25 protein-coding genes are annotated in these 25,058 nt (G+C 67.8%); all 25 read left to right on the forward strand.

The genetic code is table 11. The annotated features are described in order from the left end of the window. Nucleotides 1–192: 192 nt before the first annotated feature. The 25 genes from fliE (at nucleotide 193) to motD (ending at nucleotide 25,054) form a co-directional block, all read left to right on the forward strand. The gene (gene fliE, locus N7573_RS17730) at nucleotides 193–558 is read left to right on the forward strand and encodes a flagellar hook-basal body complex protein FliE (protein ID WP_005409552.1); all 366 of its coding nucleotides are present in this window, start codon (nucleotides 193–195) and stop codon (nucleotides 556–558) included. A 12-nt stretch (nucleotides 559–570) separates the two neighbouring features. After that, nucleotides 571–2,217: a flagellar basal-body MS-ring/collar protein FliF gene (gene fliF, locus N7573_RS17735; protein ID WP_279912532.1), complete on the forward strand. Its 1,647-nt coding sequence runs from the start codon at nucleotides 571–573 to the stop codon at nucleotides 2,215–2,217. Between the two features lie 7 nt (nucleotides 2,218–2,224). Then, entirely contained in the window at nucleotides 2,225–3,211 is a 987-nt protein-coding gene (gene fliG / locus N7573_RS17740) for a flagellar motor switch protein FliG (RefSeq protein ID WP_024958226.1), read from the forward strand. Next, a complete protein-coding gene (locus N7573_RS17745; RefSeq protein WP_032129206.1) occupies nucleotides 3,208–3,849 on the forward strand; it encodes a FliH/SctL family protein in 642 nt (213 codons plus the stop codon). Before fliG ends, N7573_RS17745 begins: the two co-directional genes overlap by 4 nt. Continuing rightward, entirely contained in the window at nucleotides 3,846–5,231 is a 1,386-nt protein-coding gene (locus tag N7573_RS17750; RefSeq protein ID WP_032129207.1) for a FliI/YscN family ATPase, read from the forward strand. The genes N7573_RS17745 and N7573_RS17750 overlap by 4 nt, the downstream gene beginning before the upstream one ends. 3 nt (nucleotides 5,232–5,234) lie before the next feature. Next, the gene (fliJ, locus tag N7573_RS17755) at nucleotides 5,235–5,702 is read left to right on the forward strand and encodes a flagellar export protein FliJ (protein ID WP_005416437.1); all 468 of its coding nucleotides are present in this window, start codon (nucleotides 5,235–5,237) and stop codon (nucleotides 5,700–5,702) included. Further along, on the forward strand, nucleotides 5,702–6,838 hold the full coding sequence (locus N7573_RS17760; RefSeq protein WP_071229204.1) for a flagellar hook-length control protein FliK: 1,137 nt from the start codon (nucleotides 5,702–5,704) through the stop codon (nucleotides 6,836–6,838). Before fliJ ends, N7573_RS17760 begins: the two co-directional genes overlap by 1 nt. 216 nt (nucleotides 6,839–7,054) lie before the next feature. Beyond that, nucleotides 7,055–7,570, forward strand: a complete 516-nt coding sequence (locus tag N7573_RS17765; RefSeq protein WP_279912534.1) for a flagellar basal body-associated FliL family protein — start codon at nucleotides 7,055–7,057, stop codon at nucleotides 7,568–7,570. 10 nt (nucleotides 7,571–7,580) lie between these two features. Continuing rightward, entirely contained in the window at nucleotides 7,581–8,585 is a 1,005-nt protein-coding gene (gene fliM, locus N7573_RS17770) for a flagellar motor switch protein FliM (RefSeq protein WP_279912535.1), read from the forward strand. Further along, nucleotides 8,582–8,917: a flagellar motor switch protein FliN gene (gene fliN / locus N7573_RS17775; RefSeq protein ID WP_005409543.1), complete on the forward strand. Its 336-nt coding sequence runs from the start codon at nucleotides 8,582–8,584 to the stop codon at nucleotides 8,915–8,917. The genes fliM and fliN overlap by 4 nt, the downstream gene beginning before the upstream one ends. After that, a complete protein-coding gene (fliO, locus tag N7573_RS17780; RefSeq protein ID WP_080355366.1) occupies nucleotides 8,914–9,333 on the forward strand; it encodes a flagellar biosynthetic protein FliO in 420 nt (139 codons plus the stop codon). The genes fliN and fliO overlap by 4 nt, the downstream gene beginning before the upstream one ends. A 1-nt stretch (nucleotide 9,334) precedes the next feature. Further along, nucleotides 9,335–10,114 (forward strand): flagellar type III secretion system pore protein FliP, encoded by a 780-nt coding sequence (fliP, locus tag N7573_RS17785; protein WP_032129213.1) that lies wholly within the window; start codon nucleotides 9,335–9,337, stop codon nucleotides 10,112–10,114. Nucleotides 10,115–10,196: 82 nt separating this feature from the next. After that, nucleotides 10,197–10,466: a flagellar biosynthetic protein FliQ gene (locus N7573_RS17790; RefSeq protein ID WP_012510965.1), complete on the forward strand. Its 270-nt coding sequence runs from the start codon at nucleotides 10,197–10,199 to the stop codon at nucleotides 10,464–10,466. Between the two features lie 13 nt (nucleotides 10,467–10,479). Then, nucleotides 10,480–11,271 (forward strand): flagellar biosynthetic protein FliR, encoded by a 792-nt coding sequence (fliR, locus tag N7573_RS17795; protein ID WP_043395550.1) that lies wholly within the window; start codon nucleotides 10,480–10,482, stop codon nucleotides 11,269–11,271. A 164-nt stretch (nucleotides 11,272–11,435) separates the two neighbouring features. Next, entirely contained in the window at nucleotides 11,436–13,568 is a 2,133-nt protein-coding gene (locus N7573_RS17800) for a bifunctional diguanylate cyclase/phosphodiesterase (RefSeq protein ID WP_121503205.1), read from the forward strand. A 118-nt stretch (nucleotides 13,569–13,686) separates the two neighbouring features. Next, on the forward strand, nucleotides 13,687–14,817 hold the full coding sequence (gene flhB, locus N7573_RS17805) for a flagellar biosynthesis protein FlhB (RefSeq protein WP_049461531.1): 1,131 nt from the start codon (nucleotides 13,687–13,689) through the stop codon (nucleotides 14,815–14,817). Between the two features lie 44 nt (nucleotides 14,818–14,861). Beyond that, nucleotides 14,862–16,922 (forward strand): flagellar biosynthesis protein FlhA, encoded by a 2,061-nt coding sequence (gene flhA, locus N7573_RS17810; RefSeq protein ID WP_153855598.1) that lies wholly within the window; start codon nucleotides 14,862–14,864, stop codon nucleotides 16,920–16,922. 145 nt (nucleotides 16,923–17,067) lie between these two features. Beyond that, the gene (gene flhF, locus N7573_RS17815; RefSeq protein WP_279912536.1) at nucleotides 17,068–18,690 is read left to right on the forward strand and encodes a flagellar biosynthesis protein FlhF; all 1,623 of its coding nucleotides are present in this window, start codon (nucleotides 17,068–17,070) and stop codon (nucleotides 18,688–18,690) included. After that, nucleotides 18,677–19,564, forward strand: coding sequence for a P-loop NTPase (locus N7573_RS17820; RefSeq protein WP_049401182.1), 888 nt, complete (start codon nucleotides 18,677–18,679; stop codon nucleotides 19,562–19,564). Before flhF ends, N7573_RS17820 begins: the two co-directional genes overlap by 14 nt. Further along, nucleotides 19,561–20,304, forward strand: a complete 744-nt coding sequence (locus N7573_RS17825) for an RNA polymerase sigma factor FliA (protein WP_049401180.1) — start codon at nucleotides 19,561–19,563, stop codon at nucleotides 20,302–20,304. The genes N7573_RS17820 and N7573_RS17825 overlap by 4 nt, the downstream gene beginning before the upstream one ends. A 57-nt stretch (nucleotides 20,305–20,361) precedes the next feature. Next, on the forward strand, nucleotides 20,362–20,754 hold the full coding sequence (gene cheY / locus N7573_RS17830; RefSeq protein WP_006365466.1) for a chemotaxis response regulator CheY: 393 nt from the start codon (nucleotides 20,362–20,364) through the stop codon (nucleotides 20,752–20,754). Further along, nucleotides 20,754–21,359, forward strand: a complete 606-nt coding sequence (locus tag N7573_RS17835; RefSeq protein WP_006442968.1) for a protein phosphatase CheZ — start codon at nucleotides 20,754–20,756, stop codon at nucleotides 21,357–21,359. The genes cheY and N7573_RS17835 overlap by 1 nt, the downstream gene beginning before the upstream one ends. 2 nt (nucleotides 21,360–21,361) lie before the next feature. After that, entirely contained in the window at nucleotides 21,362–23,194 is a 1,833-nt protein-coding gene (locus N7573_RS17840) for a chemotaxis protein CheA (protein WP_049401174.1), read from the forward strand. A 101-nt stretch (nucleotides 23,195–23,295) separates the two neighbouring features. Next, on the forward strand, nucleotides 23,296–24,036 hold the full coding sequence (locus N7573_RS17845; RefSeq protein ID WP_010482457.1) for a flagellar motor protein: 741 nt from the start codon (nucleotides 23,296–23,298) through the stop codon (nucleotides 24,034–24,036). 1 nt (nucleotide 24,037) lies between these two features. Further along, nucleotides 24,038–25,054 carry a flagellar motor protein MotD gene (motD, locus tag N7573_RS17850; protein ID WP_032129222.1) on the forward strand — a complete coding sequence of 339 codons (1,017 nt, stop codon included), beginning with the start codon at nucleotides 24,038–24,040 and terminating at the stop codon, nucleotides 25,052–25,054. Nucleotides 25,055–25,058: the final 4 nt, after the last annotated feature.

The following is a 25,058-nucleotide window of genomic DNA, read 5'->3' on the forward strand; positions in this document are numbered from 1 at the left end:
ACCGGACCCACCCCGCCACCCCACGGATAGCCCGATTTTGACGTTGATGTTGACGTGGCCTCTGCGGGTGCAGGGCGCAGCCCTGCCAGCACACCCAAAACCCTCACTTCACTGAATCGAAAACCGGTTTCGGCACGGCACTTGCACCTGCTCCAGCAGACAACCCCATCCCTGTTTCTGGAACCGTTGCAGATGTCCCACTCCGTCACGTCGATCCTTTCGCAGATCCGCTCCTATCAGACCCAGATGGGACAGCCGGCGCTCAACCCGCTGGGCGAAACGCCGCGCAGCAACGCCCTGCCGGGCACGGTGCTGGATGCACCGCAGGCCCAGCCGGCCAGCTTCACCGAAACCCTGCGTGGTGCGATTGCCGGCGTCAACGACGCGCAACAGAAATCCGGCGCCCTGGCAAAAGCCTTCGAAATGGGCGACCCCAGCGCCGACCTCGCCAAGGTCATGGTCGCCTCGCAGCAGTCCCAGATCGCCTTCCGCGCCACCGTGGAAGTCCGCAACCGTCTCGTCCAGGCCTACCAGGACGTGATGAACATGCCGCTGTAAGGATAGAACCGCATGGCCCTGTCGCTCTCCAAGGAATCCCTGAACGCCGAAAAGGCGGGCCAGTGGTTCGATCGGCTGCAAAGCCTGCAGATCACCCGTCGGCTCGGACTGATGGCGATGATCGCCGTGGCCGTAGCGGCCGGGCTGTTCGTGTTCTTCTGGTCGCAGAAGCCCGGCATGGTCCCGCTGTATACCGGTCTGGACCAGAAGGCCACCGCTGAAGCGACCGACCTGCTGCGCGCCGCGCAGATCCCGTTCGCGCTCGACCCGGCCACCGGTGGCATCACCGTGCCGGAAAAGAACCTGCACGACGCCCGCCTGAAGCTGGCCGGCTCCGGCCTGACCGACAGCGGCAAGCTCGGCTTCGAGCTGATGGAACGCGACCCGGGCTTCGGCGTCAGCCAGTTCGTGGAAAGCGCACGCTACCAGCACGCGCTGGAAACCGAGCTGTCGCGCACCATCAACACGCTGCGCCCGGTGCGCGATTCGCGCGTGCACCTGGCCATTCCCAAGCCCAGCGCCTTCACCCGCCAGCGCGACGTGGCCAGCGCCTCGGTCACCCTGGAACTGCGTGGCGGCCAGCAGCTGGAACGCAGCCAGGTGGACGCCATCGTGCACATGGTCGCGGCCAGCATTCCGGACCTCGCTCCGGAACGGGTGACGGTGGTCGACCAGAGCGGGCGCATGCTCAGCATCACCGACCCGAACAGCGAAGCGGCGGTCAATGCGGCCCAGTTCGAGCAGGTCCGCCGCCAGGAAACCTCGTTCAACCAGCGCATCCGCGAGCTGCTGGAGCCGATGACCGGCCCTGGCCGCGTCAATCCGGAAGTGAGCGTGGACATGGACTTCTCGGTAACCGAGGAGGCCCGTGAGCTCTACAACGGTGAACCGCAGAAGCTGCGCAGCGAGCAGATGAGCGAGAACACCACCAGCACCCCGGGCCCGCAGGGCGTGCCGGGCGCGACCAGTAACAGCCCGCCGGGCCAGCAGGCCGCACCGGCCACTGCGCAGGCCCCGACCGAAAGCAGCAAGAACGCGACCCGCAACTACGAGCTGGACCGCACCCTGCAGCACACCCGCCAGCCGGCTGGCCGCATCAAGCGCGTCTCGGTGGCGGTGCTGGTGGACAACGTCCCGCGCGCCGGTGCCAACGGCAAGATGAGCCCGCAGCCGCTGTCGGCCGCCGAACTGACCCGCGTCGAGGCGCTGGTCAAGCAGGCCGTCGGCTTCAACGCAGAGCGTGGCGACACCGTGTCGGTGATGAATGCCCCGTTCGTGCGTGACACCACGCCGGTCGAAGGCCCGGCATGGTGGGAGCTGCCGTGGGTGCACGACGCCGGTCGCATGCTGCTGGGTGCCGTGGTGGTGCTGGCATTGCTGTTCGGTGTGCTGCGCCCTGCACTGCGCGCGATCACCGGCCAGAACAAGAAGAACGACGAACAGGCACTGGAGCCGCATACCGCGGACGTGCAGCTGGTCGATGACGATGGCATGCCACTGCCGGCGCTGGGCGCCGACCGGGCCAGCCTGGGCGGGCCGGATGCGCTGGCCCTGCCGGTGGATTCATATGAGGAACGACTGCGGATGGCGCGTGAAGCCGTGAAGACCGACTCCAAGCGCGTGGCCCAGGTGGTCAAGGGCTGGGTGGCCAATGACTGAGGCCGCACTGACTGGCGTGCAGCGCGCCGCCGTACTGCTGCTTTCGCTGGGTGAGCTGGATGCGGCCGAAGTGCTGCGTCACATGGAACCCAAGGAAGTGCAGAAAATCGGCATCGCCATGGCCACCATGACCGACATCACCCGCGAACAGGTGGAACGGGTGATGGACCAGTTCGGCCAGGAGCTGGGCTCGAAGACCTCGCTGGGCGTGGGCTCGGACGATTACATCCGCAACATGCTGGTGCAGGCACTGGGCAGCGAGAAGGCCGGGAACCTGATCGACCGCATCCTGCTCGGCCGCAACACCACCGGCCTGGACGCGCTGAAGTGGATGGACCCGCGTGCGGTGGCCGACCTGGTGCGCAACGAGCACCCGCAGATCATCGCCATCGTGATGGCGCACCTGGAAACCGACCAGGCCGCCGACGCGCTGAAGCTGCTGCCCGACCGTACCCGCGTGGACGTGCTGCTGCGCATCGCCACCCTCGACGGCATTCCGCCGAACGCACTCAATGAACTCAACGAGATCATGGAGCGCCAGTTCGCCGGCAACCAGAACCTGAAGTCGTCCAACATTGGCGGCGTGCAGTGCGCGGCCAACATCCTGAACTTCATGGACAGCGGCCAGGACCAGGCGATTCTGGGCGAGATCGCCCGCATCGATGCGCCGTTGAGCAACCGCATCCAGGACCTGATGTTCGTGTTCGACGACCTGGTCGACCTCGACGACCGCGAAATGCAGCTGGTGCTGCGCGAAGTGAGCGGCGAGCGCCTGGGCCTGGCCCTGCGCGGTGCCGACATCAAGGTGCGCGACAAGATCACCCGCAACATGTCGCAGCGCGCGGCCGAAATCCTGCTGGAAGACATGGAAGCCCGTGGCCCGGTGCGCCTGTCCGACGTGGAAGGCGCGCAGCGCGAGATCCTGGCCATCGTCAAGCGCATGGCCGATGAAGGCACGGTCACCATCGGTGGCAGCGCGGAGGCCATGCTGTGAGCAACGTCGTGCGCTGGCTTGCCCCGGACCTGCTGGCCCAGCCCGAACCGGTGCTGGATCAGGCGGATGCGTTCGAACTCACCGAGCCGGACCCGGAACACGAGCCGGAGCCGCCGCTGCAGCTGCCGACCCTGGAGGAAATCCAGGCCATCCAGGACAGCGCAGAGAAGGAAGGCTTCCAGCACGGCCATACCGAAGGCTACGGCCAGGGCCAGGCGGAGGTGCGTCGCCTCGCCGCGCAGATTGAAGGCATCCTGGACAACTTCAGCCGACCGCTGGTGCGGCTGGAGAACGAAGTGGTCGGCGCACTGGGCGAGCTGGCGGTACGCATCGCCGGTGCGCTGGTCGGCCGCGCCTATGAAGCCGACCCGGCACTGCTGGCACAGCTGGTCGGTGAGGCCATCGACGCGGTGGGTGGCAGCACCCGGGAAGTGGAAGTGCGACTGCACCCGGACGACATCGCCGCCCTCGCCCCGCTGTTGAGCCTGCCGCCACAACAGCGCCTGGTGCCAGACACCAGCCTCAGCCGCGGCGATCTTCGCGTGCACGCCGAAGCCGTGCGCATCGACGGCACCCTGGAAGCCCGCCTGCGCGGCGCGCTGGACGCGGTGATCCGCCAGACCGGAGCCAATGCATGAACCCCGATCAGCAGCCGACGCCGCCACCGGCCGACTGGGCCATGGCCCGCAACCTGCGCCTGGCCCGTCGCCTCGATGGCCTGCGTGTGGATACCGCCCATGGCCGCGGCCTGATCCGCGAGGGCGTGCTGCGCCGTGCGGTCGGGCTCACCCTGGAAGCCGTCGGCTGCGAGGCGCCCCTCGGCGCCAGCTGCAAGGTGGAAGTGGTTGATGGTGGCTGGGTCGATGCCGAAGTGGTCGGCTTCGCCGGCGAGCGCACCTACCTGATGCCCAGCGCAGAGCTGCATGGCCTGTTGCCCAATGCGCGGGTGGTACCGTCGGCGCGACGTGGTGGCGTGGAAGTGGGTGAAGGCCTGCTCGGCCGCGTCATCGACAGCGACGGCGTGCCGCTGGATGGCAAGGGCCCGATCCGCGCCGAAGGGCATGTCGGCATGGCCGGCGTGTCGATCAATCCGCTGGCGCGTGAACCGATCACCCAGCCGCTGGACGTGGGCGTGCGCGCGATCAACGCGCTGCTGCCGATCGGCCGCGGCCAGCGTGTCGGCCTGTTCGCCGGTTCCGGCGTCGGCAAGTCGACGCTGCTGGGCATGATGACCCGCTATACCGCCGCCGACGTGATCGTGGTCGGCCTGATCGGTGAACGTGGCCGCGAAGTACGCGACTTCGTCGAGACCACGCTGGGCGAGGAAGGCCTGCGCCGCGCCGTGGTGGTGGCCAGTCCCGCCGACCGGCCGCCGCTGGCGCGCCTGCATGGTGCCTATCGCGCTACCGCCATCGCCGAATGGTTCCGCGACCAGGGCCTGAACGTGCTGTTGCTGATGGACTCGCTGACCCGCTTCGCCCAGGCCCAGCGCGAGATCGGCCTGTCGGTGGGCGAACCGCCGACCACCCGCGGCTATCCGCCGTCGGTGTTCGCCAAGCTGCCGGCGCTGGTCGAGCGTGCCGGCAATGGTGCCAAGGGCCGTGGCTCGATCACCGCGTTCTACACGGTGCTGACCGAAGGCGACGATCCGCAGGATCCAATCGCCGATGCAGCGCGCGCGATCCTCGACGGCCACATCCTGCTGTCGCGGCGCGTGGCCGACAGTGGCCTGTACCCGGCCATCGACGTTGAATCGTCGGTCAGCCGCGTGGTCACGGAAATCGCCGACGAACCGTGGCGCCTGCGCATCCGCAAGCTGAAGCGGCTGGTCTCGGCCTATTCGGCCAACCGCGACCTGATCGCCATCGGTGCCTACCAGCGCGGCAACGACGCGGCCACCGACGAAGCCCTGGAACGCTGGCCGGAAATCATGGAGTTCCTCGGCCAGGACGTCGCCAAGGCCGCAGATCTCCCGCACAGCCAGGCGGCACTGCAGCGCCTGGTGGAACAAGAGAGTTAAGCCATGAACCAGTCCAAGCGCATCGATCCCCTGCTCAAGCGGGCCCAGGAACACGAGGACGCAGTCGCCCGCGATCTGGCCGAACGCCAGCGCGTGCTCGATACTCATCTATCGCGACTGGACGAACTGCGCCGCTATGCCGAGGAATATGCGAACGCGCAGATGGCAGCGACCAGCCCGGCGCAGCTGCTGAACCGCCGCGCCTTCCTTGATCGCCTGGACAGTGCGGTCGAACAGCAGCAGGCCACGGTCAACGGCAACCGCGAAAAGGTAGAGGCCGAGCGCGCCCGCCTGATCCTGGCCAGCCGTGACAAGGCCGTGCTGGAACAGCTGGCCGCCAGCTACCGCGCACAGGAAAAGGTGGTGACCGACCGCCGCGACCAGCGCGAGATGGACGACATTGGCGCGCGTCGCGCCCGCCTGGTACAGGCCGAAGATCAGGACGGCGCCGAGCAGGGAGGCCGCTCGTGATGCCCGCGCCATTGGCCAGCAGCGCCAACGCGCAGCCACAGCATTCCGGCAGCAGCGCCCCCCGCGCACCACGCGGTGATGGCAACAAGGGGTTCAGCCAACTGCTGCAGGGTGGCTCGCCGGCTGCCGATGCACCCTCGAAACCCTCGAACTCGCCCATGCCGTCCACGCAGGGACCGGCATCGGACAGCACTGGCCAGGCCGGCGCCGAGCGCAGGCCGGACAGCGCTGCCGCCCCCGAAGAGACCGCCGCCACGGTGCCCACATCACCGGCCAAGCCGGTTGCCGAAAAGGACACCCCGGCCGCGACCGAGGAAGCCCCGTGGCCGCCACTCGGCCTGGCTGGGCTGGTGCTGGCGGTACCGGCGCCTGCCGATCCTGCCGCCGCTCTGCCAGCAATGGCTGCAACGGCTACCGACGCAGACGGCAACGCACTACCCGCCCCCGCCGCACTACCGGCCGCCGCAGCCCTGCCATCCACAGCGGCGGCTGCCACATCGTCCACCACCAGCAGCGGCACCGACCAGACAGCCACATTGCCGTTGCCTGAACTGGTGCTGCCCGGCAAGCGCAACGAGCGTGGCGAAGGCAGCGACGCACCCCTCATCGGCGACCGTGCCGCAGCGCCGCTGCTGCATGCGCCGGGCAACGCGGCTGTGCAGGATCTGAAAGCCGCACTCGCTACCGGCAACGCCATCTTCAATGGCGAGCCGACTCCGAAGCCGGTGCTCGGTGACGATGGTTTCGACCAGGCCGTCGGCGCGCGCCTTGGCTGGCTGGCCGACCAGAAGATCGGCCACGCCCACATCCGGTTGAGTCCGGACGACATGGGCCCGGTCGACGTGCGCCTGCAGTTGAACGGCGACAAGGTGCATGCCAGCTTCAGCAGCCCACACGTGGATGTGCGCCAGGCACTGGAAAGCAGCCTGCCGCGCCTGCGCGAACTCCTCGGCGAGCAGGGCTTCCAGCTGGCTCATGCTGATGTTGGTCATCAGGCGCCCGGTGGTGACGGCAATGCGTCAGGCCAGGCCAGTGGCGGCGGCATCGCGGGTGACGGAGAACCGTCGCCGGGCGAGGCCAGCGTGTCGTCCGCGCAGTTGATCCGCCAGCGCGGGTTGCTGGACGCGTACGCCTGACAAGCGTGCCAACCAAGGTTGGCACCCACCAGAGCGGGACGGTTGGCACCCACCAGAGCGGGATGGTTGGCACCTACCAGTATCGCGTTGGTGGGTGCGGAGCGTGCTCCGTACGGCCCCACCGGCACCCCGACGGAATTCCGTCGCACCCCTCTGCCCCGGCTCCGGCACACCCCTTGCATATCCCGGTGAAGCAACCCTCAGGAGCTTCACCCCGTGGCCGCAGCCGCTGACAAAACCAAGAAGACCGCCGAGAAGGACAAGGCCGCCAAGCCGCGCAGTCCGATGCTGATCACCGCATTGGTGGCCGTGCTCGCCGCCGCTGCCGCCGGTGGCGGCGTCTGGTTCTTCACCCAGTCCAAGCACGAAGAGAAGACCGCGCAGGCCCCGAAGAAGGCCAGCACTCCGGCACCGGCGCAGTACTTCGCGCTGGACCCGGCCTTCGTGGTCAATCTCAACGGCCCGGTCGACGGCCCGCGCTACCTGCAGCTGGAAGTGCAGCTGATGACCCGCGACCCAGCCGCACTGGAAGCGATCAAGACGCATGCCCCAGCCATTCGCGCACGCCTGCTGATGCTGTTCTCGCAGGTCAGCCCCGACCAGATCGCCGACATCGCCGGAAAGCAGAAGCTGCAGGCCGCTTCGCTGGCCGAAGTACAGAAAGTGCTCAAGGCCGAGACCGGCAGCAACGGCGCCGACGATCTGCTGTTCACCAGCTTCGTGACCCAGTAAGGGCCCACCGATGAATGATCTGCTGTCCCAGGACGAGATCGATGCCCTGCTCCACGGCGTGGACAGTGGCGCGGTCGAGACCGATGCGGAACCGCCGTCAGGCGAAGCACGTTCGTACGACTTCGCCAGCCAGGACCGCATCATCCGCGGTCGCATGCCGACCCTGGAAATGGTCCACGAGCGCTTCGCGCGCCTGTGGCGGATCGGCCTGTTCAACCTGATCCGCCGTTCGGCCGAACTGTCGGTGCGCGGCATCGAGCTGATCAAGTTCAACGACTACATGCACTCGCTGTATGTGCCGACCAACCTGAACCTGATCCGCTTCAAGCCGCTGCGCGGTACCGGCCTGATCGTGTTCGAACCGACCCTGGTGTTCGCCATCGTCGACAACTTCTTTGGCGGCGACGGGCGCTACCCGACCCGCATTGAAGGCCGCGAGTTCACCGCCACCGAAATGCGGGTGATCCACCTGCTGCTGAAGCAGACCTTCGCTGACCTGCGCGAGGCCTGGGCACCGGTGATGGATGTCGACTTCGAATACATCAACTCGGAGATCAACCCGCACTTCGCCAACATCGTGACGCCGCGCGAGTACGTGGTGGTGTGCCGGCTGCACGTCGAGCTCGACGGCGGTGGCGGCGACATCCATGTGACCCTGCCGTATTCGATGCTGGAACCGATCCGCGAGCTGCTCGACGCAGGCATCCAGAGCGACCGCAACGACCGCGACGAGAGCTGGGGCAAGACCCTGCGTGAACAGCTCAACATCGCCGAAGTCACCCTGTCCAGCGTACTGGCCAGCAAGCGCATGACCCTGCGTGACCTGACCCAGCTGAAGGTCGGCGACATCCTGCCGATCGAGCTGAGCCCGCAGGTGCCGGTGTGCGTGGAGAACATCCCGGTGTTCACCGGCGAGTTCGGCATCGCCAACGGCATGAACGCCGTGAAGATCACCGCTACCCATCCGCCGGGCACCCGCCCGCGCGTACCCGTCATCCAGGAAGACCCGCAATGAACGATATCGACGCCCTCGAACCCACTCCGGCCCAGTTCAGCAGCCTGCAGGCCGATGAGGCGAACGGCCCGGACCTGAACCTGGACGTGATCCTCGACGTACCGGTGACGCTGTCGCTGGAAGTCGGTCGTGCCCGCCTGCCGATCCGCAACCTGCTGCAGCTCAACCAGGGCTCGGTGGTGGAACTGGAACGCGGCGCCGGCGAATCGCTGGATGTGTTCGTCAACGGCACCCTGATCGCCCACGGCGAGGTGGTGGTGATCAACGACCGCTTCGGCGTTCGCCTGACCGACGTGGTCAGCCCGAGCGAGCGGATCCGGAGACTGCGTTGAGCCTGCTGGCCTCCACACTGCTGGCGGTCGGCAAGACCGCCGCACCGATCGGTCCGCAGGTCGGCCAGCACGCGGCCGCCGCACCGAGCCTGTTCGGCGCGGTGCTGGCGCTGCTGGCCGTGCTGGCGCTGGTCATCGGCCTCGGCTGGCTGCTCAAGCGCCTGCCCGGCAGCGGCTTCCGCCCGGCCGACGGCATGAAGGTGGTGGCCAGCCTGAGTGTCGGTGCCAAGGAGCGCGTGGTGGTGGTCGAGGTCAACGGCCAGCAGCTGCTGCTGGGCGTCACCGCTGGCGGCATCAACACCCTGCACACCCTGCCCGAACCGCTGCCGCCGCCCGCGCCGGTGCGCGTGCCGGACTTCAAGAACCTGCCGAATTTCGCCCAGCTGCTGCAGCAGCGGCTGCGCAAGGATCCCTGACATGCGTGTCACCCGTACCCGTCTTGCCACCCTGATGCCGTGGCTGCTGATGCTCGCCCTGTGCCTGTTGCCGGCGCTGGCCTTCGCCGCCCCCGGTGCCCCGACCACGCCGCTGCCGGACATCAATGTCGGCAAGATCGGCGGTGCACCGGTCAGCCTGCCGCTGCAGACCCTGCTGCTGATGACGGCGATCACCCTGATCCCGTCGATGCTGCTGGTGCTGACCTCGTTCACCCGCATCATCATCGTGCTGGGCCTGCTGCGCCAGGCGCTGGGTACCGGGCAGACGCCGTCCAACCAGGTGCTGCTGGGCCTGGCCCTGTTCCTCACCGCAATGATCATGCTGCCGACCTGGGACAAGGCCTGGAGCACCGGCATGGCGCCGTACCTCAACGGCGAGATCGACTTCCAGACCGCCTGGACGCTGACCACCACGCCGCTGCGCGGCTTCATGCTGGCGCAGATCCGCGAGACCGACCTGATGACCTTTGCCGGCATCGCCGGGCATGGCACCTACGCCAGCCCCGATGCGATCCCGTTCCCGGTGCTGGTCGCCTCGTTCGTTACCAGCGAGCTGAAGACCGCCTTCGAAATCGGCTTCCTGATCTTCATCCCGTTCGTGATCATCGACCTGGTGGTGGCCAGCGTGCTGATGTCGATGGGCATGATGATGCTGTCGCCGATGCTGGTGTCGGCACCGTTCAAGATCCTGCTGTTCGTGCTGGTGGATGGCTGGGTGCTGACCGTCGGTACCTTGGCGGCGAGCTTCAATCCGGCGTGATCGAGAGGCAGTCGAGCATGGCTCGACTCTACAGAAGCACAGTCGAGCGCGGCTCGACTCTACATGAGCAGATGGAACCCGAATGACTCCCGAACTTGCCCTGACCGAACTGCGTGGCGGCCTGATCACCGTGTTGTGGGTGGCCGGCCCGCTGCTGCTCACCGTGCTGGTGGTCGGTGTGGTGGTGGGCGTGGTGCAGGCCGCGACCCAGCTCAATGAGCCGACCATCGCCTTCGTTGCCAAGGCGGCGGCGCTGACCGCGGTGCTGTTCGCGCTGGGCAGCCTGCTGATCGGCCACCTGGTGGAGTTCACCACGCTGCTGTTCCAGCGCATTCCACACCTGATCGGCTAGGACACGCGCTTCGATGGACGCCGCCACCCAGATGGCTGCCGACGGCCTGCAGGCCTTCGGCATGATCGGCACCGTGCTGTGGACCATGCTGCGCATCGGCGCAGTGGCCATGGCCATGCCGATGGTCGGTACCCGTGCCGTACCCGCGCGGGTGCGCGTGGTGCTTGCTGGCACCCTGGCCATCGCGCTGGCGCCGCTGCTGCCGCCGGTACCGGACTGGACCGGTTTCGATGCCGCCACGGTGCTGACCATCGCCCGTGAACTGGCTATCGGCGTATCCATCGGCTTCCTGCTTCGGCTGGTGTTCGAGGCCGGCGCGATGGCCGGCGAACTGATCGCCCAGGGCACCGGCCTGGCCTTCGCGCAGATGAGTGACCCACTGCGTGGCGGCACCTCCGGCGTGATCGGGCAGTGGTTCTATCTGCTGTTCGGCCTGCTGTTCTTCACTGCCAACGGCCATCTGGCGCTGATCTCGCTGGTGGTGGACAGCTACCGGGCGCTGCCGATCGGCGCCCCGCTGCCGGACCCGCACGCCTTCTTCAGCATCGCTCCGACCTTCCTGCTGACCGTGCTGCGCGGCGCACTGACCCTGGCTATTCCACTGACCGTGGCGATGCTGGCGGTGAACCTGGCCTTCGGCGTGCTGGCGCGTGCTGCCCCGGCACTGAATCCGATCCAGCTGGGCCTGCCGGTCTCACTGCTGCTGGGCCTGTTCCTGCTGGCCCTGCTGGCCGGGGAAATGGGCCCGCCGGTACAGCGCCTGTTCGATGCCGCCTTCCAGGCTGCGGACGCGGTCACACACTGACCCGATCATCACGTTTTACTGCTTGCCCTTCCCCCGGGTCTGCGCGCTAGAGTGAATGCGCGGCAACCGGGGGGATGCCGCACGTGGCCGCCGCCCTGCGTCGGCCTGCCTCATGCATGCCCCACCGTGGTTTCCGTCGACAGGCAGGTCCGGGAGACTGACGAATGCTGGTAGGCACGTACAACCCGTGGCTGGTGGCGATCTCGCTGCTGGTGGCCGTGATGGCTTCGTACACCGCGCTGGCGATGGCCGGGCGCACGGTCACTGCACCCGGCAAGGGCGCGGCGTGGTGGTGGCGCCTCGGTGGTGGCTTCGCCATGGGCCTGGGCATCTGGTCGATGCACTTCATCGGCATGCTCGCCTTCGATCTGCCCATTCCGCTCGGCTACGACCTGCCCATCACCCTGCTTTCCCTCGCATTGGCGATCGCCTCATCGGTGTTCGCGCTATGGCTGGTTTCGCTGCGTACCCTGCCCCACCCGCGGTTGGCCGGTGGCGCGCTGCTGATGGGCACTGGCATTGCCGGCATGCATTACGTTGGCATGGCCGCAATGCGCATGCAGCCGGGCATCGACTACGACCCGGGCTGGCTGCTTTTTTCGCTGATGGTGGCGGTGGCCGCCTCGTGGACGGCGCTGTACGTGGCGTTCCGCCTGCGCGCGCAGCGCACCCGTGTCGGCGACCGGCTCGCGGCTGCCGGCCTGCTCGGGCTGGCCATCGTCGGCATGCACTACACCGGCATGGCCGCCGCACGCTTTCCGGAAGGCAGCATCTGCGGCGCAGCCGTCGGCGATGGGCTGCAGAGCGAATGGCTGGCCATGCTGGTGGTGGTGCTGACCGTCGCCATCCTGGCCGTGGTGCTGGTGGTCTCCTGGCTGGACCAGCGGGTGGAGGCGCAACTGCTGCGCCTGCGCAATTCCCTGTTGAGTACCTCGCTGACCGACGCACAGCAGGAACTGACCCAGGCCGCACTGCACGACCCGCTTACCCGCCTGCCCAACCGCCTGCTGCTGCAGCGGCGCATCGTGCAGGCGCTGGCCGAGGCCGAACAGGGCGGCAGCCGCTTCGCGGTGATGTTCATGGACCTGGATGGCTTCAAGCAGGTCAACGATGCCTATGGCCACCAGGCCGGCGATGCACTGTTGGTTGCGGTGGCCGAACGCACGCGCCAGCTGCTTCGGCCCAACGACATGCTGGCGCGGCTGGGCGGCGACGAGTTCGTGCTGGTGGTGCGCATCGAGCACGACGAGGACCTGCCGACCCTGGCCCGGCGCATCCTGCAGGCGGTCGGCAGCGGGCCGTTGCTGGCCGACAACGAACTGCAGGTGACCGCCAGCATCGGCGTGGCGATCTGTCCGGATCACGCTGCCAGCGAGCGGCAGCTGATGGCCTTTGCCGATGCAGCGATGTACCAGGCCAAGGAATCCGGACGCAACGCCTTCGTGCTGTTCGCCGACTGGATGAATGACAGCGCCGAACAACAGTTCCGGCTGCTGGCCGACCTGCGCCGGGCCATCGGCAGCGAGCAGCTGTTCCTGCACTACCAGCCGAAGATCCAGGTAGCCACGCAGAAGGTGGCCGGTGCCGAAGCGCTGATCCGCTGGCGCCATCCGGAGCATGGCCTGATCCCGCCGGACCGCTTCATCCGGCTGGCCGAACGCAGCGGTGCGATCAATGAGATCGGGCGCTGGGCGCTGGACCAGGCCTGCCAGCAGCTGCGCCGCTGGCACGATGCCGGCCACGAGGGCTGGTCGATGTCGGTGAACCTGTCGCCGGTGCAGTTCAGTTCGCCGCACCTGCTGCAGGATGTGCGTGAAGTGATCGAACGCTACGACATTGCCCCACGCCACCTGGTGCTGGAGATCACCGAAAGCACGGTGATGCGCGATACCGATACCAGCCTGCGCCTGCTGCAGGCGCTCTCGGCACTGGGCGTGGGCATCTCCATCGATGACTTCGGCACCGGCTATTCCAGCCTGCTGTACCTCAAGCGGCTGCCGGCCACCGAAATCAAGATCGACCACGCCTTCGTGCGCGATCTGGAGCACAGCGCCGAGGACGTGGTGATCGTCTCGGCGATCGTGGCGCTGGGCCACGCGCTGGACATGGACATCGTGGCCGAAGGCGTGGAAACCGCCGCGCAGCGCGCCTACCTGGAGCGGCTGGGCTGCGATTACCTGCAGGGCTACCTGCTCGGCCGCCCGGTGGATGCGGCGCGCTTCATGCAGCTGCATGACCTGCCCCGGCCTCGGGTGGAACTGGCGCAGAGCCCGCCGACGCAGCACCCGCCGGGGTAAATCCAAGCTGCGCTCCCACCTGCACTTGCTCTGGTAGATGCCAACCTTGGTTGGCACATGAACCCATCACGGAACACTTCTTGCACGCCCCCCGGCATCCCCTGCCGCAGTGCCCGTGATGTCCGAGAACGAATCCGCCGGCGAAAAGACCGAACAACCTACCGAAAAACGCCTGCGCGACGCCCGTGAACAGGGCAACCTGCCGCGCTCGCGCGAGCTCGGCACGGCCGCCGTGTTCGGCGCCGGCGTACTGGCGGTGATGGCCATGAGCGGCTCGATCGGCCGCGGTGCAAGCGCCTGGATGAAGCATGCACTCAGCCCAGAGCAGAGCCTGCGGCAGAACCCGAAGGCGCTGTTCGGCCACTTCGGCGACCTGCTGCTGCAGTTCATGCTGGTGATCGCGCCGCTGGTGCTGGTCTGCCTGCTGGCCAGCTTCGTCGCCCCGCTGGTGATGGGCGGCCTGCGCTGGTCGCAGAAGGCGATGATGCCCGACTTCAACCGCATGAACCCGATGAGCGGGCTCAAGCGCCTGTATGGCCCGGAAGCCATCGCCGAGTTCACCAAGTCGTTGTTGCGCGTGGCTTTTGTCGGCGTTGCCGCCGGGCTGGTGGTGTGGACCGGCTTCGACACCCTGCGCGGGCTGATCCACCACCCGCTGGAGACCGCCATCACCGACGGCCTCGGCTTCACCCTGCGCCTGCTGCTGGCCACCGCCGGCGCGATGCTGGTGCTGGCTGCCATCGATGCGCCCTACCAGCGCTGGAACTGGATGCGCAAGCTGAAGATGACGCGTGAAGAGCTGCGCCGGGAAATGAAGGAAAGCGAGGGCAGCCCCGAGGTCAAGGGCCGCATCCGCCAGCTGCAGCAGCAGATGGCCAACCGCCGGATGATGGAGGCGGTGCCCACTGCCGACGTGGTGGTGGTCAACCCCACCCACTACGCGGTCGCCCTTAAATACGAGGGCGGCGCCATGAACGCCCCCAAAGTGGTCGCCCTGGGTGTGGACGAGACCGCGCTGCGCATCCGTGAAGTGGCCGACGGCAACAAGGTCGCTATTGTCTCCGCCCCGCCTTTGGCACGCGCCTTGTATCGGGAAGGCCAACTCGGAAAGGAAATCCCCGTGAGACTGTATTCGGCCGTCGCCCAGGTCCTGTCCTACGTCTACCAGCTGCGCGCCTGGCGCACTGGCCCGATGCCGGACGCCCCGCACATCCAGGTGGATGAATTCGGCAAGGGAGGCCGCCCGTGAGCGCCCAGCCCTCCACCGGTTTCAACACCCGCCGCGCGCTGGAAATGATCCGCCAGGGCCTTGGCGCACCGCTGATCGTGCTGGCCCTGTTGGCCATGGTCGTGGTGCCGCTGGCCGCACCGGTGCTCGATGCCCTGTTCACCTTCAACATCGCCATCTCGCTGATGGTGCTGCTGGCGGTGGTCTACGTGAAGCGCCCGCTGGACTTCACGATCTTCCCGATCGTGCTGCTGATCACCACCATGCTGCGGCTGGCGCTGAACGTCGCCTCCACCCGCGTGATCCTGCTGAACGGCCAGAACGGCCATGACGCCGCGGGCAAGGTCATTGCCGCCTTCGGCGAGTTCGTGATCGGCGGCAACTACGCGGTCGGCATCGTGGTGTTCGCCATCCTGACCATCATCAACTTCGTGGTCATCACCAAGGGCGCCGGCCGCGTCTCGGAAGTGACCGCGCGCTTCATCCTCGACGCGATGCCCGGCAAGCAGATGGCGATCGACGCCGACCTCAACGCCGGTTTGCTGACGCGTGAAGAAGCCAAGCTGCGCCGCGAGGAAGTCCGCGAGGAAGCCGATTTCTACGGCGCGATGGACGGTGCCAGCAAGTTCATCCGTGGTGATGCCATTGCCGGCATCCTGATCCTGTTCATCAACATGCTCGGCGGCCTGGCCGTAGGCGTGCTGCAGCATGGCATGCCGTTCGGCGATGCCGCTGCCACCTACACCCTGCTGTCGATTGGTGATGGCCTGGTGGCGCAGCTGCCGGCGCTGCTGGTCTCCAGCGCCGTGGCCATGCTGGTCACCCGCGCCTCGCGTTCGCAGGACATGGCCCAGGCCATGACCGGCCAGGTGTTCGGGCAGTACCGTGCGCTGGCGATCACTGCCGGCATCATCGGCGTGGTCGGCCTGGTGCCGGGCATGCCCAACGTCGCTTTCCTGACACTGTCCGCGATCCTCGGCTTCATCGCCTGGAAGGTCTACCGCAAGGGCAAGGCCGCGGCCACCGATCCGGCAGCCGCAGGCAATGACGCTGCCGCGCTCAACGCACTCGGCCGCCCGGCCGCGCCGGCTCCGACTGCCGAACTGAGCTGGGACGAACTGCGCCCGGTCGATCCGCTGGGCCTGGAGGTCGGCTACCGGCTGATTCCGCTGGTGGACAGCAGCCAGGGCGGCGAACTAATGGCACGCATCAAGGGCGTGCGGCGCAAGCTGACCCAGGACGTCGGCTTCCTGATCCCGTCGGTGCACATCCGCGACAACCTGGAACTGCCGGCCAACGGCTACCGCGTGCTGGTGCACGGCGTACCGGTGGCCACCGCCGAGATCCACCCCGACCGCGAACTAGCCCTGGACCCGGGCAGCGCGCTCGGCGCGCTGGAAGGCATCGCCGGCAAGGACCCCGCATTCGGCCTGGATGCCACCTGGATCCAACCGCACCAGCGTGCCCAGGCCGAAACACTGGGCTACACCGTGGTCGATCCGGCCACCGTGGTCGCCACCCATCTGTCGCACCTGATCCGCGAACACGCGCCCGAGCTGCTCGGCCACGAGGAAGTGCAGCACCTGCTGGCCAACCTGGCCAAGAGCGCGCCCAAGCTCGTCGAAGATCTGACGCCGAAGGCGCTGCCGCTGTCGGCGGTGGTGCGCGTGTTGCAGAACCTGCTGGTCGAGCGCATTCCAATCCGCCAGCTGCGCAAGATCGCCGAAGCACTGGTCGAACACGCTCCGAACAGCCAGGACCCGGCCGTACTGACCGCCGCGGTGCGCACCGCGCTGGGTCGTTTCATCGTGCAGGAGATCGCCGGAATGTCGGCGGAGCTGCCGGTGTTCACGCTCAACCCACAATTGGAACGTGTCTTGCAGGAGTCCACGCAGGGCAACGGCGCCGCGCTGGAACCCGGACTCGCTGAGCGACTGCACCAGAGCCTGGCCGAATGCGTCAGCAAGCAGGAAGCCCGCAACGAGCCCGCGGTCGTGCTGGTACCTGGCCCGGTGCGTGCCGCGCTGGCCCGCCTGGTCCGCCACAGCGTTCCGTCGCTGTCGGTCCTGGCCTACAGCGAGGTGCCGGAGGACAAGCGCCTGAAGCTGGTCGGAACGATCAGCTGACGCCGCCCTCCGATGCGCCAGAAAACAGACACCACTTTCGAACCAACGCAACAGACAGATACCAAGGGGAACCCGCACCGTGCAGACCACCGACCACCCGAGTTCTCCGACCGCCACCCCGCCGTCTTCGTCCCGTGACCACAGCATGAAAATCAAACGATTCGTCGCCGCCGACATGCGCTCGGCCATGAACCTGGTGCGCAAGGAACATGGTCCTGACGCCGTGATCCTGTCCAACCGCCGGATCGAGGAAGGCATCGAGATCGTCGCCGCCGCCAACTACGACGAGAGCGCCGTGCAGCGTGCACTGGAAGCCTCGCGTCGTGACATCGCTCCGCCGCCGGCGCCGAAGCCGCGCACCGCCGCCGACGCGGTGATCGCCGCGGTCACCCGCCGCCGCAGCAATACCCCGGCACCGGAACCGGTCGCCGCAACCACCTCGGCCGTGGCTGCCCTCGCCCGCGCTGCGGTCGGCGCCACCGGCCGCACCCTGGACAGCGCGGACGAGATCGTGCCGACCCGCGGCAGCACCGGCTTCGCCGCCACCCTGGCACGCGCCGCCGTCAACGAACCGGCGCTGCCGGATCAGATCTTCGCTCCGTTCGCCGAAGCCATCGTCGCACCGGCGCTCAGCACCGCCGCACCGGCCAACCGCGCCCGCTTCCAGATTGATCCGCCGCACGAGGCGCATCACGAAAACGCGGCCCCGGCTGTGCAGCCGCCGCCGCTGCCGACCGCTGCCGTGACCGAAGCGCAGCCCGGGATCGTTGCCAGCGAACCGGCACCGGTCGAAGCCAGCGACGAAACCGGCGCTGCCCCCGTGCTGGCCCCAGCCCCGGCACTGACCCTGGTGGCCCAGGACGACGCCGAGATCCGCCAGCTGCGCCAGGAAGTGGCCGGCATGCGCCATGTGATCGAGCGCGAGATGAACCGCTTCACCGACGAGCGCCTGCGCGGCTGCCCGGTGCGCGCCACCGCGCTGGACCTGATGGACGAGTATGGCTTCGATGCCGGCCTCGCCCGCGACGTGGCCATGCAGATCCCACTGGAGACCGAAGCCCACCGTGGCCGCGGCCTGATGCTGGGGCTGATTTCGCGCAAGCTGCCGATCGCCCCGGTCGACCCGCTGGAAGAAGGCGGCGTGATCGCCCTGGTCGGCCCGACCGGCGCTGGCAAGACCACCACCATCGCCAAGCTGGCCTCGCGCTTCGCCGAGAAGCACGCGCCGCGTGACGTGGCCCTGGTCACCACCGACACCACCCGCATCGGTGCCCGCGAGCAGCTGTACGGCTACGGCCGCCAGCTCGGCATCGCGGTGCACGAGGCCAACAGCGGCACCGACCTGGACCAGCTGCTGGAACGCTTGAAGGACTACAAGCTGGTGCTGATCGACACCGCCGGCCTGGGCCCGCGCGACCGCGCCCTGGCCGCCCAGCTGCAGTGGCTGCGTGCCGCCCGCCAGGTCCGCACCCTGCTGGTGCTGCCGGCCAACACCAGCTTCGGCGACATGGACGAGGTGGTCCGCCGCTTCGGCGCCGCCAACCTGCAGGGCCTGGTACTGAGCAAGCTGGACGAGACCGGCCGCTTCGGCAACGCCCTGTCGGTGGCCGTGGATCATGCCCTGCCGATCACCTGGGTGACCGATGGCCAGGACGTCCCGGAGGACCTGCACCGGGCCAGTGCAGCCAATCTTGTACTTCGCCTTGAAGATTTGCGCCGCGCGGCCGATATGCCCTGCAACCCGGAGTTGAACCATGCCGTCGCGTGAGTACGCCAAGCTGACCAAGACCTTCCCGCTGTCGGCCACCCGCAGCGAGCCGCTCGGCCCTGTGCGCACCATTGCGGTCACTGGCGGCAAGGGCGGCGTGGGCAAGACGAATGTGTCGGCCAACCTGGCCGTGGCACTGGCCGGCATGGGCAAGCGCACGCTGCTGCTGGACGCCGACCTCGGCCTGGCCAACATCGACGTGATCCTGGGGCTGAACCCCACCTTTACGCTGGCCGACCTGGTCGCCGGCCGCTGCACGCTGGATGACGTCATCGTCGAAGGCCCGAACGGCGTGCTGGTGGTTCCGGCCGCATCCGGCCGCCGCCACATGGCCGAGCTGGCTCCGGCCGAGCACGTTGGCCTGGTCAACGTGTTCTCCGAGCTGGAGCGCGAGCTGGACATCATGGTGGTGGACACTGCCGCGGGCATCACCGATGGCGTGCTGACCTTCTGCCAGGCCGCACAGGACACCGTGGTGGTGGTCTGTGACGAGCCGGCCTCGATCACCGACGCCTACGCACTGATCAAGGTGCTGTCGCGCGAGCGCGGCGTGGACCGCATCCAAGTGGTGGCCAACATGGTGCGCGACCCGAACGAGGGCCGCGTGCTGTACGAAAAGCTGACCCGCGTCTGCGAGAAGTTCCTTGCCGATGTCTCGCTGAACTACCTCGGCTGCGTGCCGCAGGATGACTGGCTGCGCCTGTCGGTGCAGCGCCAGCAGCCGGTGGTGAAGGCCTATCCGTCCAGCCCGGCGGCGCTGGCGATCACCGAGATCGCGCGCCGTACCGCGCGCTGGCAGGCGCCGACCGAACCGCGTGGCGGCGTCGAGTTCTTCCTCGAACGCATCCTCAAGCAGCGTGGGGTGACGGCATGAAAGGCGCAGCCCAGTACAGGGAAGTGCAGCGCTCGGCGGCGAACGAAGTCATCGCCCAGCATTCGGACCTGGTGCGGCGCATCGCCCACCACCTGGCCGCGCGCCTGCCAGCCAGCGTCGAGGTCGACGACCTGATCCAGGCCGGCATGATGGGCCTGATCGAAGCCTCGCGCAGCTATGACGCCGACCAGGGTGCTTCTTTCGAGACCTACGCCTCGATCCGCATCCGTGGTTCGATGATCGACGAGATCCGCCGTGGTGACTGGGTCCCGCGCTCGGTGCACCGCCGTGCACGTGATGCCGCCGCCACCATCCGCCGCCTGGAACAGAGCAGTGGCCGTGCCGCCAGCGCCACTGAAGTGGCCGCCGCGATGGAGATGCCGCTGCCCGAGTACCTGCGGCTGATGGAAGACGCTGCACGTGGCCAGGTGCTGAGCCTGGAATCGCGCATCGAGGACCAGGGCGAGCTGGACACCGTCGCCCAGGGCGGGCCGACCCCGCAGCAGGTACTGGAGCGCGGCGAGTTCGGTCGCGAGCTGGGCAAGGCCATCGGCCACCTGCCCGAGCGCGAACAACTGGTGCTCTCGCTGTACTACGAGCAGGAACTGAACCTGAAGGAGATCGGCGCGGTGCTCGGCGTGAGCGAGTCGCGGGTCTGCCAGATCCACGGCCAGGCGGTACTGCGCCTGCGTGGCCGGCTGAAGCTGTTCGAGGCTGCCGACGCAGGCCTCGAAGAATGAACATCCCCGAGGCGGCTGCCCCCGGCCGTCCGGAATGAACAACAAAGGAATTCTGCTTTGAACAAGAACATGCGCATCCTGATCGTCGACGACTTCTCGACCATGCGTCGAATCGTCAAGAACCTGCTGGGCGATCTGGGCTTCACCAATACCGCCGAAGCCGAGGACGGGCATGCCGCGCTGTCGCTGCTGCAGAGCCAGCCGTTCGATTTCGTGGTCACCGACTGGAACATGCCGGTGATGACCGGCATCGAGCTGCTCAAGGCCATCCGTGCCGATGCCAAGCTGAAGACCCTGCCGGTGCTGATGGTCACGGCAGAAGCCAAGCGCGAGCAGATCATCGAAGCCGCCCAGAGCGGCGTGAACGGCTACATCATCAAGCCGTTCACCGCGCAGACGCTGGAAGAGAAGCTCGGCAAGATCTTCGAACGCCTGGCGGCCAGCGCCTGATGGATACCACGGTCGACAAGAACGCCCTCGCCCTGCGCCTGCAGGAGGCCCTGGACGCGCTCGAATCCGGTGACGAAGCCGCCTGGCGGCAGCGCATCGATGGGCTGGTCGCGCTGCGCACGCAGCCGATGATGAGCGGCCTCTCGCGGCTGGCCCGCGAGCTGGGACAGGCGCTGGGCGAACTGCCGACCGTGCCGAGCGAAGCCGGCGAACTGGACGACGCCTGCGCGCGACTGGACCACGTGGTGGCGATGACTGAACAGGCGACGCACCGCACCCTGGACCTGGCCGAGGAATGCCGCAGCCTGACCGAACAGCTGCGCGCCGAAGGCCTGCAGCCGGGCCAGGACGCGCAGCTCGAGCGCATCCGCCACAACCTGACCGAGATCGCCCTGACCCAGAGCTACCAGGACCTGACCGGGCAGATCATCCGTCGCGTGGTCGGCATCGTCCGCCGCGTGCACGAAGGCTTCGGCGCGCTCGGCCTGCCGCCGGAACAGCATCGCACCGACCCGGAACTGGCCGGGCCGGCACTGAAGGGACTGGACCGCCACGCGGTCTCGCAGAACGACGCCGACGACCTGTTGTCGGATCTGGGGCTGTAAGCATGAGCGCGGTATCCGACGACATCACTGCCGATTTCATCATCGAGGCGCAGGAGATCCTGGATCGCCTCGGCGAACAGCTGGTGTCGCTGGAGCAGGCACCGCAGGACAGCGATCAGCTCAACGCGGTGTTCCGCGGCTACCACACGCTCAAGGGCGGCGCCGGCTTCCTCGGCGTCACCGCCATGGTCGAGCTGTGCCATGCCGCTGAAGAGGCGCTGGGCGCCGCACGTGCCGGCCAGGCCGTGCTGCAGGCCCACCACTTCGACGCGGCCCAGCAATCGCTGGACTACCTGCAGTCGATGCTGGACGCGGTTTCCTCCGGCACCGAGCCGGGCTATGCGCCGCCGGACCTGATCGCACAGTTCGACGTGCACGGCGGTGCCGTGGCTGCACCCGCCGCCGCCGCAGCACCCACCGCGGGTGGCAGCGACCTGATCACCGACGACGAATTCGAGGCTCTGCTCGACCAGCTGCATGGTGGCAACGCGCCGACCGCGGTCGCGCCAGCGAAGAAGGCCGACGACGGACTGATCAGCGAAGACGAGTTCGAAGCCCTGCTCGACCAGCTGCACGGTGGCGCCGCACCGGGCACCAAGCCTGCGGCCGTGGTGGCACCGGCACCGATCGCAGCGCCGCGCCCGGTCGCCGCACCGGCACCGGCGGCGAAGCCGGCCGCCAAGCCGCTGGCCGAGGCCGAACATACCGTGCGCGTGGACACCAAGCGCCTGGACGCGATCGTCAACCTGATCGGCGAACTGGTGCTGTCACGCAATCGGCTCAAGACCCTGCGTGCACGCCTGCGCGATGAAGAGCTGGACCGGGCCGTGTCCACTCTGGATATCGCCACCGCCCGCCTGCAGTCGGCAGTGATGCGCACCCGCATGCAGCCGGTGGGCAAGGTGTTCTCGCGCTTCCCCAAGGTTGCCCGCGACGTCGCCCGCTCGCTGAAGAAGGAAGTGGACCTGGAACTGATCGGCGCCGAGACCGAGCTCGACCGCAACCTGGTCGAAGCGCTGGCCGACCCGCTGGTGCACCTGGTCCGCAACGCCATCGACCATGGCGTGGAAATGCCCGACCTGCGCGAGGCACAGGGCAAGCCACGGATGGGCCATGTGCGCCTGTCGGCACAGCAGGAAGGCGACTACGTCAGCATCGAGGTACAGGACGATGGCGCCGGCATCGACCCGGAAAAGCTGCGCGCCAAGGCGCGCGAGAAGGGCCTGATCGATCCGGAAGCCGCCGCCCGCCTGAGCAGCGAGGAGTGCCTGCACCTGGTGTTCCTGCCCGGCTTCTCGACCAAGCAGCAGGTCACCGACATCTCCGGTCGTGGCGTCGGCATGGACGTGGTGCAGTCACGCATCCGCGAACTGAGCGGCCAGATCCAGATCCAGTCGGAACTGGGCCGTGGCAGCCGCTTCCTGATCCGCGTGCCGCTGACCCTGGCGATCCTGCCGACCCTGCTGGTGCAGGCCGGCGAGGACGTCTATGCGCTGCCGCTGGCCCGCGTGATGGAAGTGCTGCACGCGCCGCGCACCTCGCTGGGCTGGTTCGATGGCCGTGCCGTGCTCGACCGCCGCTCGCACACGCTGCCGCTGGTCGATCTGCGCCAGTGGCTGGATGTGACACCGGCCGCCTCGCCCCTGCTGACCATCGTGGTGCTGCAGGCTGGCGAAGCGCGCTTCGGGCTGGTCGTGGACCAGGTACGCGGGCGTGAGGAAGTGGTCATCAAGCCGCTGCCGAAAGCGCTGCGCGGCCTGCGCGGTTATGCCGGTGCAACCTTGATCGGCGATGGTCGCATGGCGCTGATCCTGGACGTGGACGGGCTGCGATGAACCCCGCCGGGCCATGCCCGGCGCCCCGAAAACTGTGACCACCGTCTGCACGCGATCTACCGGTGTCTCAAGTCCCATTCATACACGCCGATACCGGAACCATGGATAGACTCAGCCTCATTGGACTCTTTCTCGCCCTGGCCTCGCTGGTCGGCGGCAGCATCCTCAAGGGCGCCGGCCTGGCGTCGTTGTGGTCGCCTGCGGCGTTCGTGATCGTCATCGTCGGCACCGTCGCCGCGATCCTGCTGCACACCTCGCCGGCGGTGTTCAAGCATGCCTTCAAGATCGTGCGCTGGGTCGTGCGCCCGCCGCACAGCGATCGCCGCGAACTGATCCAGCAGATCGTCGAGTGGAGCAACATCGCCCGCCGCCAGGGCCTGCTGGGCCTGGAATCGCAGGTGGAGGCGCAGCAGGACCCGTTCCTGCGCAAGGGCCTGCAGCTGCTGGTGGACGGCGTCGAGCCCGAATCGATGCGGCACATGCTGGAAATCGAACTGGGCAGCCAGGAACACCAGGACCAGGCCGGTGCCAAGGTCTTCGAAGCGATGGGCATCTATGCACCGACGCTGGGCATCATCGGTGCCGTGCTTGGCCTGATCGCGGTGATGAAGAACCTGGCCGACCCGAGCAAGCTTGGCCACGGCATCGCCGCAGCGTTCACCGCCACCATCTACGGCATCGCCTCGGCCAACCTGCTGTTCCTGCCGGTGGCCGCCAAGCTCAAGAGTGTGATCTCGCACAACACCCGCGACCGCGAAATGGTCATTGAAGGCCTGATCTCGATCGCCCAGGGCGAAAACCCGCGCAACATCGAAACCAACCTCTCCGGCTTCCTGCACTGACATGGCCCGCCGCAAGCACCACGAAGAGCACGCCAACCACGAAGCATGGGCGATCCCCTATGCCGACCTGATGACGCTGCTGCTCGCCTTCTTCGTGGTCATGTACGCGATTTCCTCGGTGAACGAAGGCAAGTACCGGATCATGGCCGACGCGCTGACCGATGCCTTCGGGGGCGCGCCGCGCACGATCAATCCGGTACAGGTCGGCAACAAGCAGGTGCAGGGTGGCGGCTGGGACAGCCCCTCGGTGATCAAGTCCGGCACCAAGATCGGGCCCTCGGCGCCTGCGCCGTCGCACGACCCGACCCTGCTGCCGTCGATGGCCTCGCAGATGCGCATGCCTGTTTCGGTGCACAACCAGGAGCAGATCGCGCGCGCCGAGCGCCAGCTCAACAGCATCGCCGACCGCCTGACCGCCGCGCTCGCGCCGCTGATCGACCGCGGCATGATCAGCGTGCGCCGCACCGAGCTGTGGATCGAAGTCGAGATCAACAGCGACATCCTGTTCCCCACCGGCTCGGCGGCGCTGGACGTGCATGCGCGGCAGACCCTGGCCAGCCTGGCCGAGGTCCTGCGCGACGTGCCCAACAGCGTGCGCGTGGAAGGCCACACCGACAACGTACCGATCGCCACCGCCACCTTCCCGTCGAACTGGGAACTGTCGGCCGGGCGCGCGGCCAGCGTGGTGCACCTGTTCGCCGACCAGGGCGTGCAGCCGTCGCGGCTGGCGATGGTCGGTTACGGCCAGTTCCGCCCGCGCGAAGAGAACGACAGCGCGCAGGGCCGCAACCGCAACCGCCGGGTGATGGTCATCATCCTGGCCGACACCTCGCACTCGGTGGACCCTCTCGGCCAGCGCCTGAACGCAGCCACCGGTGCCACCCGGAACACCGATACCGAACAAGCCGCGGCAACTCCGGCTACCGCCCCCACCTCCCCCATCGCACCGGTGAAGTTGCCGCCGGTGCCGGCTGGCAGCCGCGTCGGCGCCGCCGTTCCCCCGGCAATGAAGGAGTAAACCG

The sequence above is a fragment of the Stenotrophomonas sp. GD04054 genome (genome assembly GCF_029836955.1).
Taxonomy (GTDB): Bacteria; Pseudomonadota; Gammaproteobacteria; order Xanthomonadales; family Xanthomonadaceae; genus Stenotrophomonas; species Stenotrophomonas maltophilia_A.

Bases quoted from the DNA above. Each gene is read 5' to 3' on its own strand.
- fliE (WP_005409552.1), top strand. From the start codon at position 193: ATGTCCCACTCCGTCACGTCGATCCTTTCGCAGATCCGCTCCTATCAG.
- fliF (WP_279912532.1), top strand. From the start codon at position 571: ATGGCCCTGTCGCTCTCCAAGGAATCCCTGAACGCCGAAAAGGCGGGC.
- N7573_RS17750 (WP_032129207.1), top strand. From the start codon at position 3,846: ATGAACCCCGATCAGCAGCCGACGCCGCCACCGGCCGACTGGGCCATG.
- fliJ (WP_005416437.1), top strand. From the start codon at position 5,235: ATGAACCAGTCCAAGCGCATCGATCCCCTGCTCAAGCGGGCCCAGGAA.
- N7573_RS17760 (WP_071229204.1), top strand. From the start codon at position 5,702: ATGCCCGCGCCATTGGCCAGCAGCGCCAACGCGCAGCCACAGCATTCC.
- fliM (WP_279912535.1), top strand. From the start codon at position 7,581: ATGAATGATCTGCTGTCCCAGGACGAGATCGATGCCCTGCTCCACGGC.
- fliN (WP_005409543.1), top strand. From the start codon at position 8,582: ATGAACGATATCGACGCCCTCGAACCCACTCCGGCCCAGTTCAGCAGC.
- fliP (WP_032129213.1), top strand. From the start codon at position 9,335: ATGCGTGTCACCCGTACCCGTCTTGCCACCCTGATGCCGTGGCTGCTG.
- N7573_RS17790 (WP_012510965.1), top strand. From the start codon at position 10,197: ATGACTCCCGAACTTGCCCTGACCGAACTGCGTGGCGGCCTGATCACC.
- fliR (WP_043395550.1), top strand. From the start codon at position 10,480: ATGGACGCCGCCACCCAGATGGCTGCCGACGGCCTGCAGGCCTTCGGC.
- N7573_RS17800 (WP_121503205.1), top strand. From the start codon at position 11,436: ATGCTGGTAGGCACGTACAACCCGTGGCTGGTGGCGATCTCGCTGCTG.
- flhB (WP_049461531.1), top strand. From the start codon at position 13,687: ATGTCCGAGAACGAATCCGCCGGCGAAAAGACCGAACAACCTACCGAA.
- flhA (WP_153855598.1), top strand. From the start codon at position 14,862: ATGATCCGCCAGGGCCTTGGCGCACCGCTGATCGTGCTGGCCCTGTTG.
- flhF (WP_279912536.1), top strand. From the start codon at position 17,068: ATGAAAATCAAACGATTCGTCGCCGCCGACATGCGCTCGGCCATGAAC.
- N7573_RS17820 (WP_049401182.1), top strand. From the start codon at position 18,677: ATGCCGTCGCGTGAGTACGCCAAGCTGACCAAGACCTTCCCGCTGTCG.
- N7573_RS17825 (WP_049401180.1), top strand. From the start codon at position 19,561: ATGAAAGGCGCAGCCCAGTACAGGGAAGTGCAGCGCTCGGCGGCGAAC.
- N7573_RS17835 (WP_006442968.1), top strand. From the start codon at position 20,754: ATGGATACCACGGTCGACAAGAACGCCCTCGCCCTGCGCCTGCAGGAG.
- N7573_RS17840 (WP_049401174.1), top strand. From the start codon at position 21,362: ATGAGCGCGGTATCCGACGACATCACTGCCGATTTCATCATCGAGGCG.
- N7573_RS17845 (WP_010482457.1), top strand. From the start codon at position 23,296: ATGGATAGACTCAGCCTCATTGGACTCTTTCTCGCCCTGGCCTCGCTG.
- motD (WP_032129222.1), top strand. From the start codon at position 24,038: ATGGCCCGCCGCAAGCACCACGAAGAGCACGCCAACCACGAAGCATGG.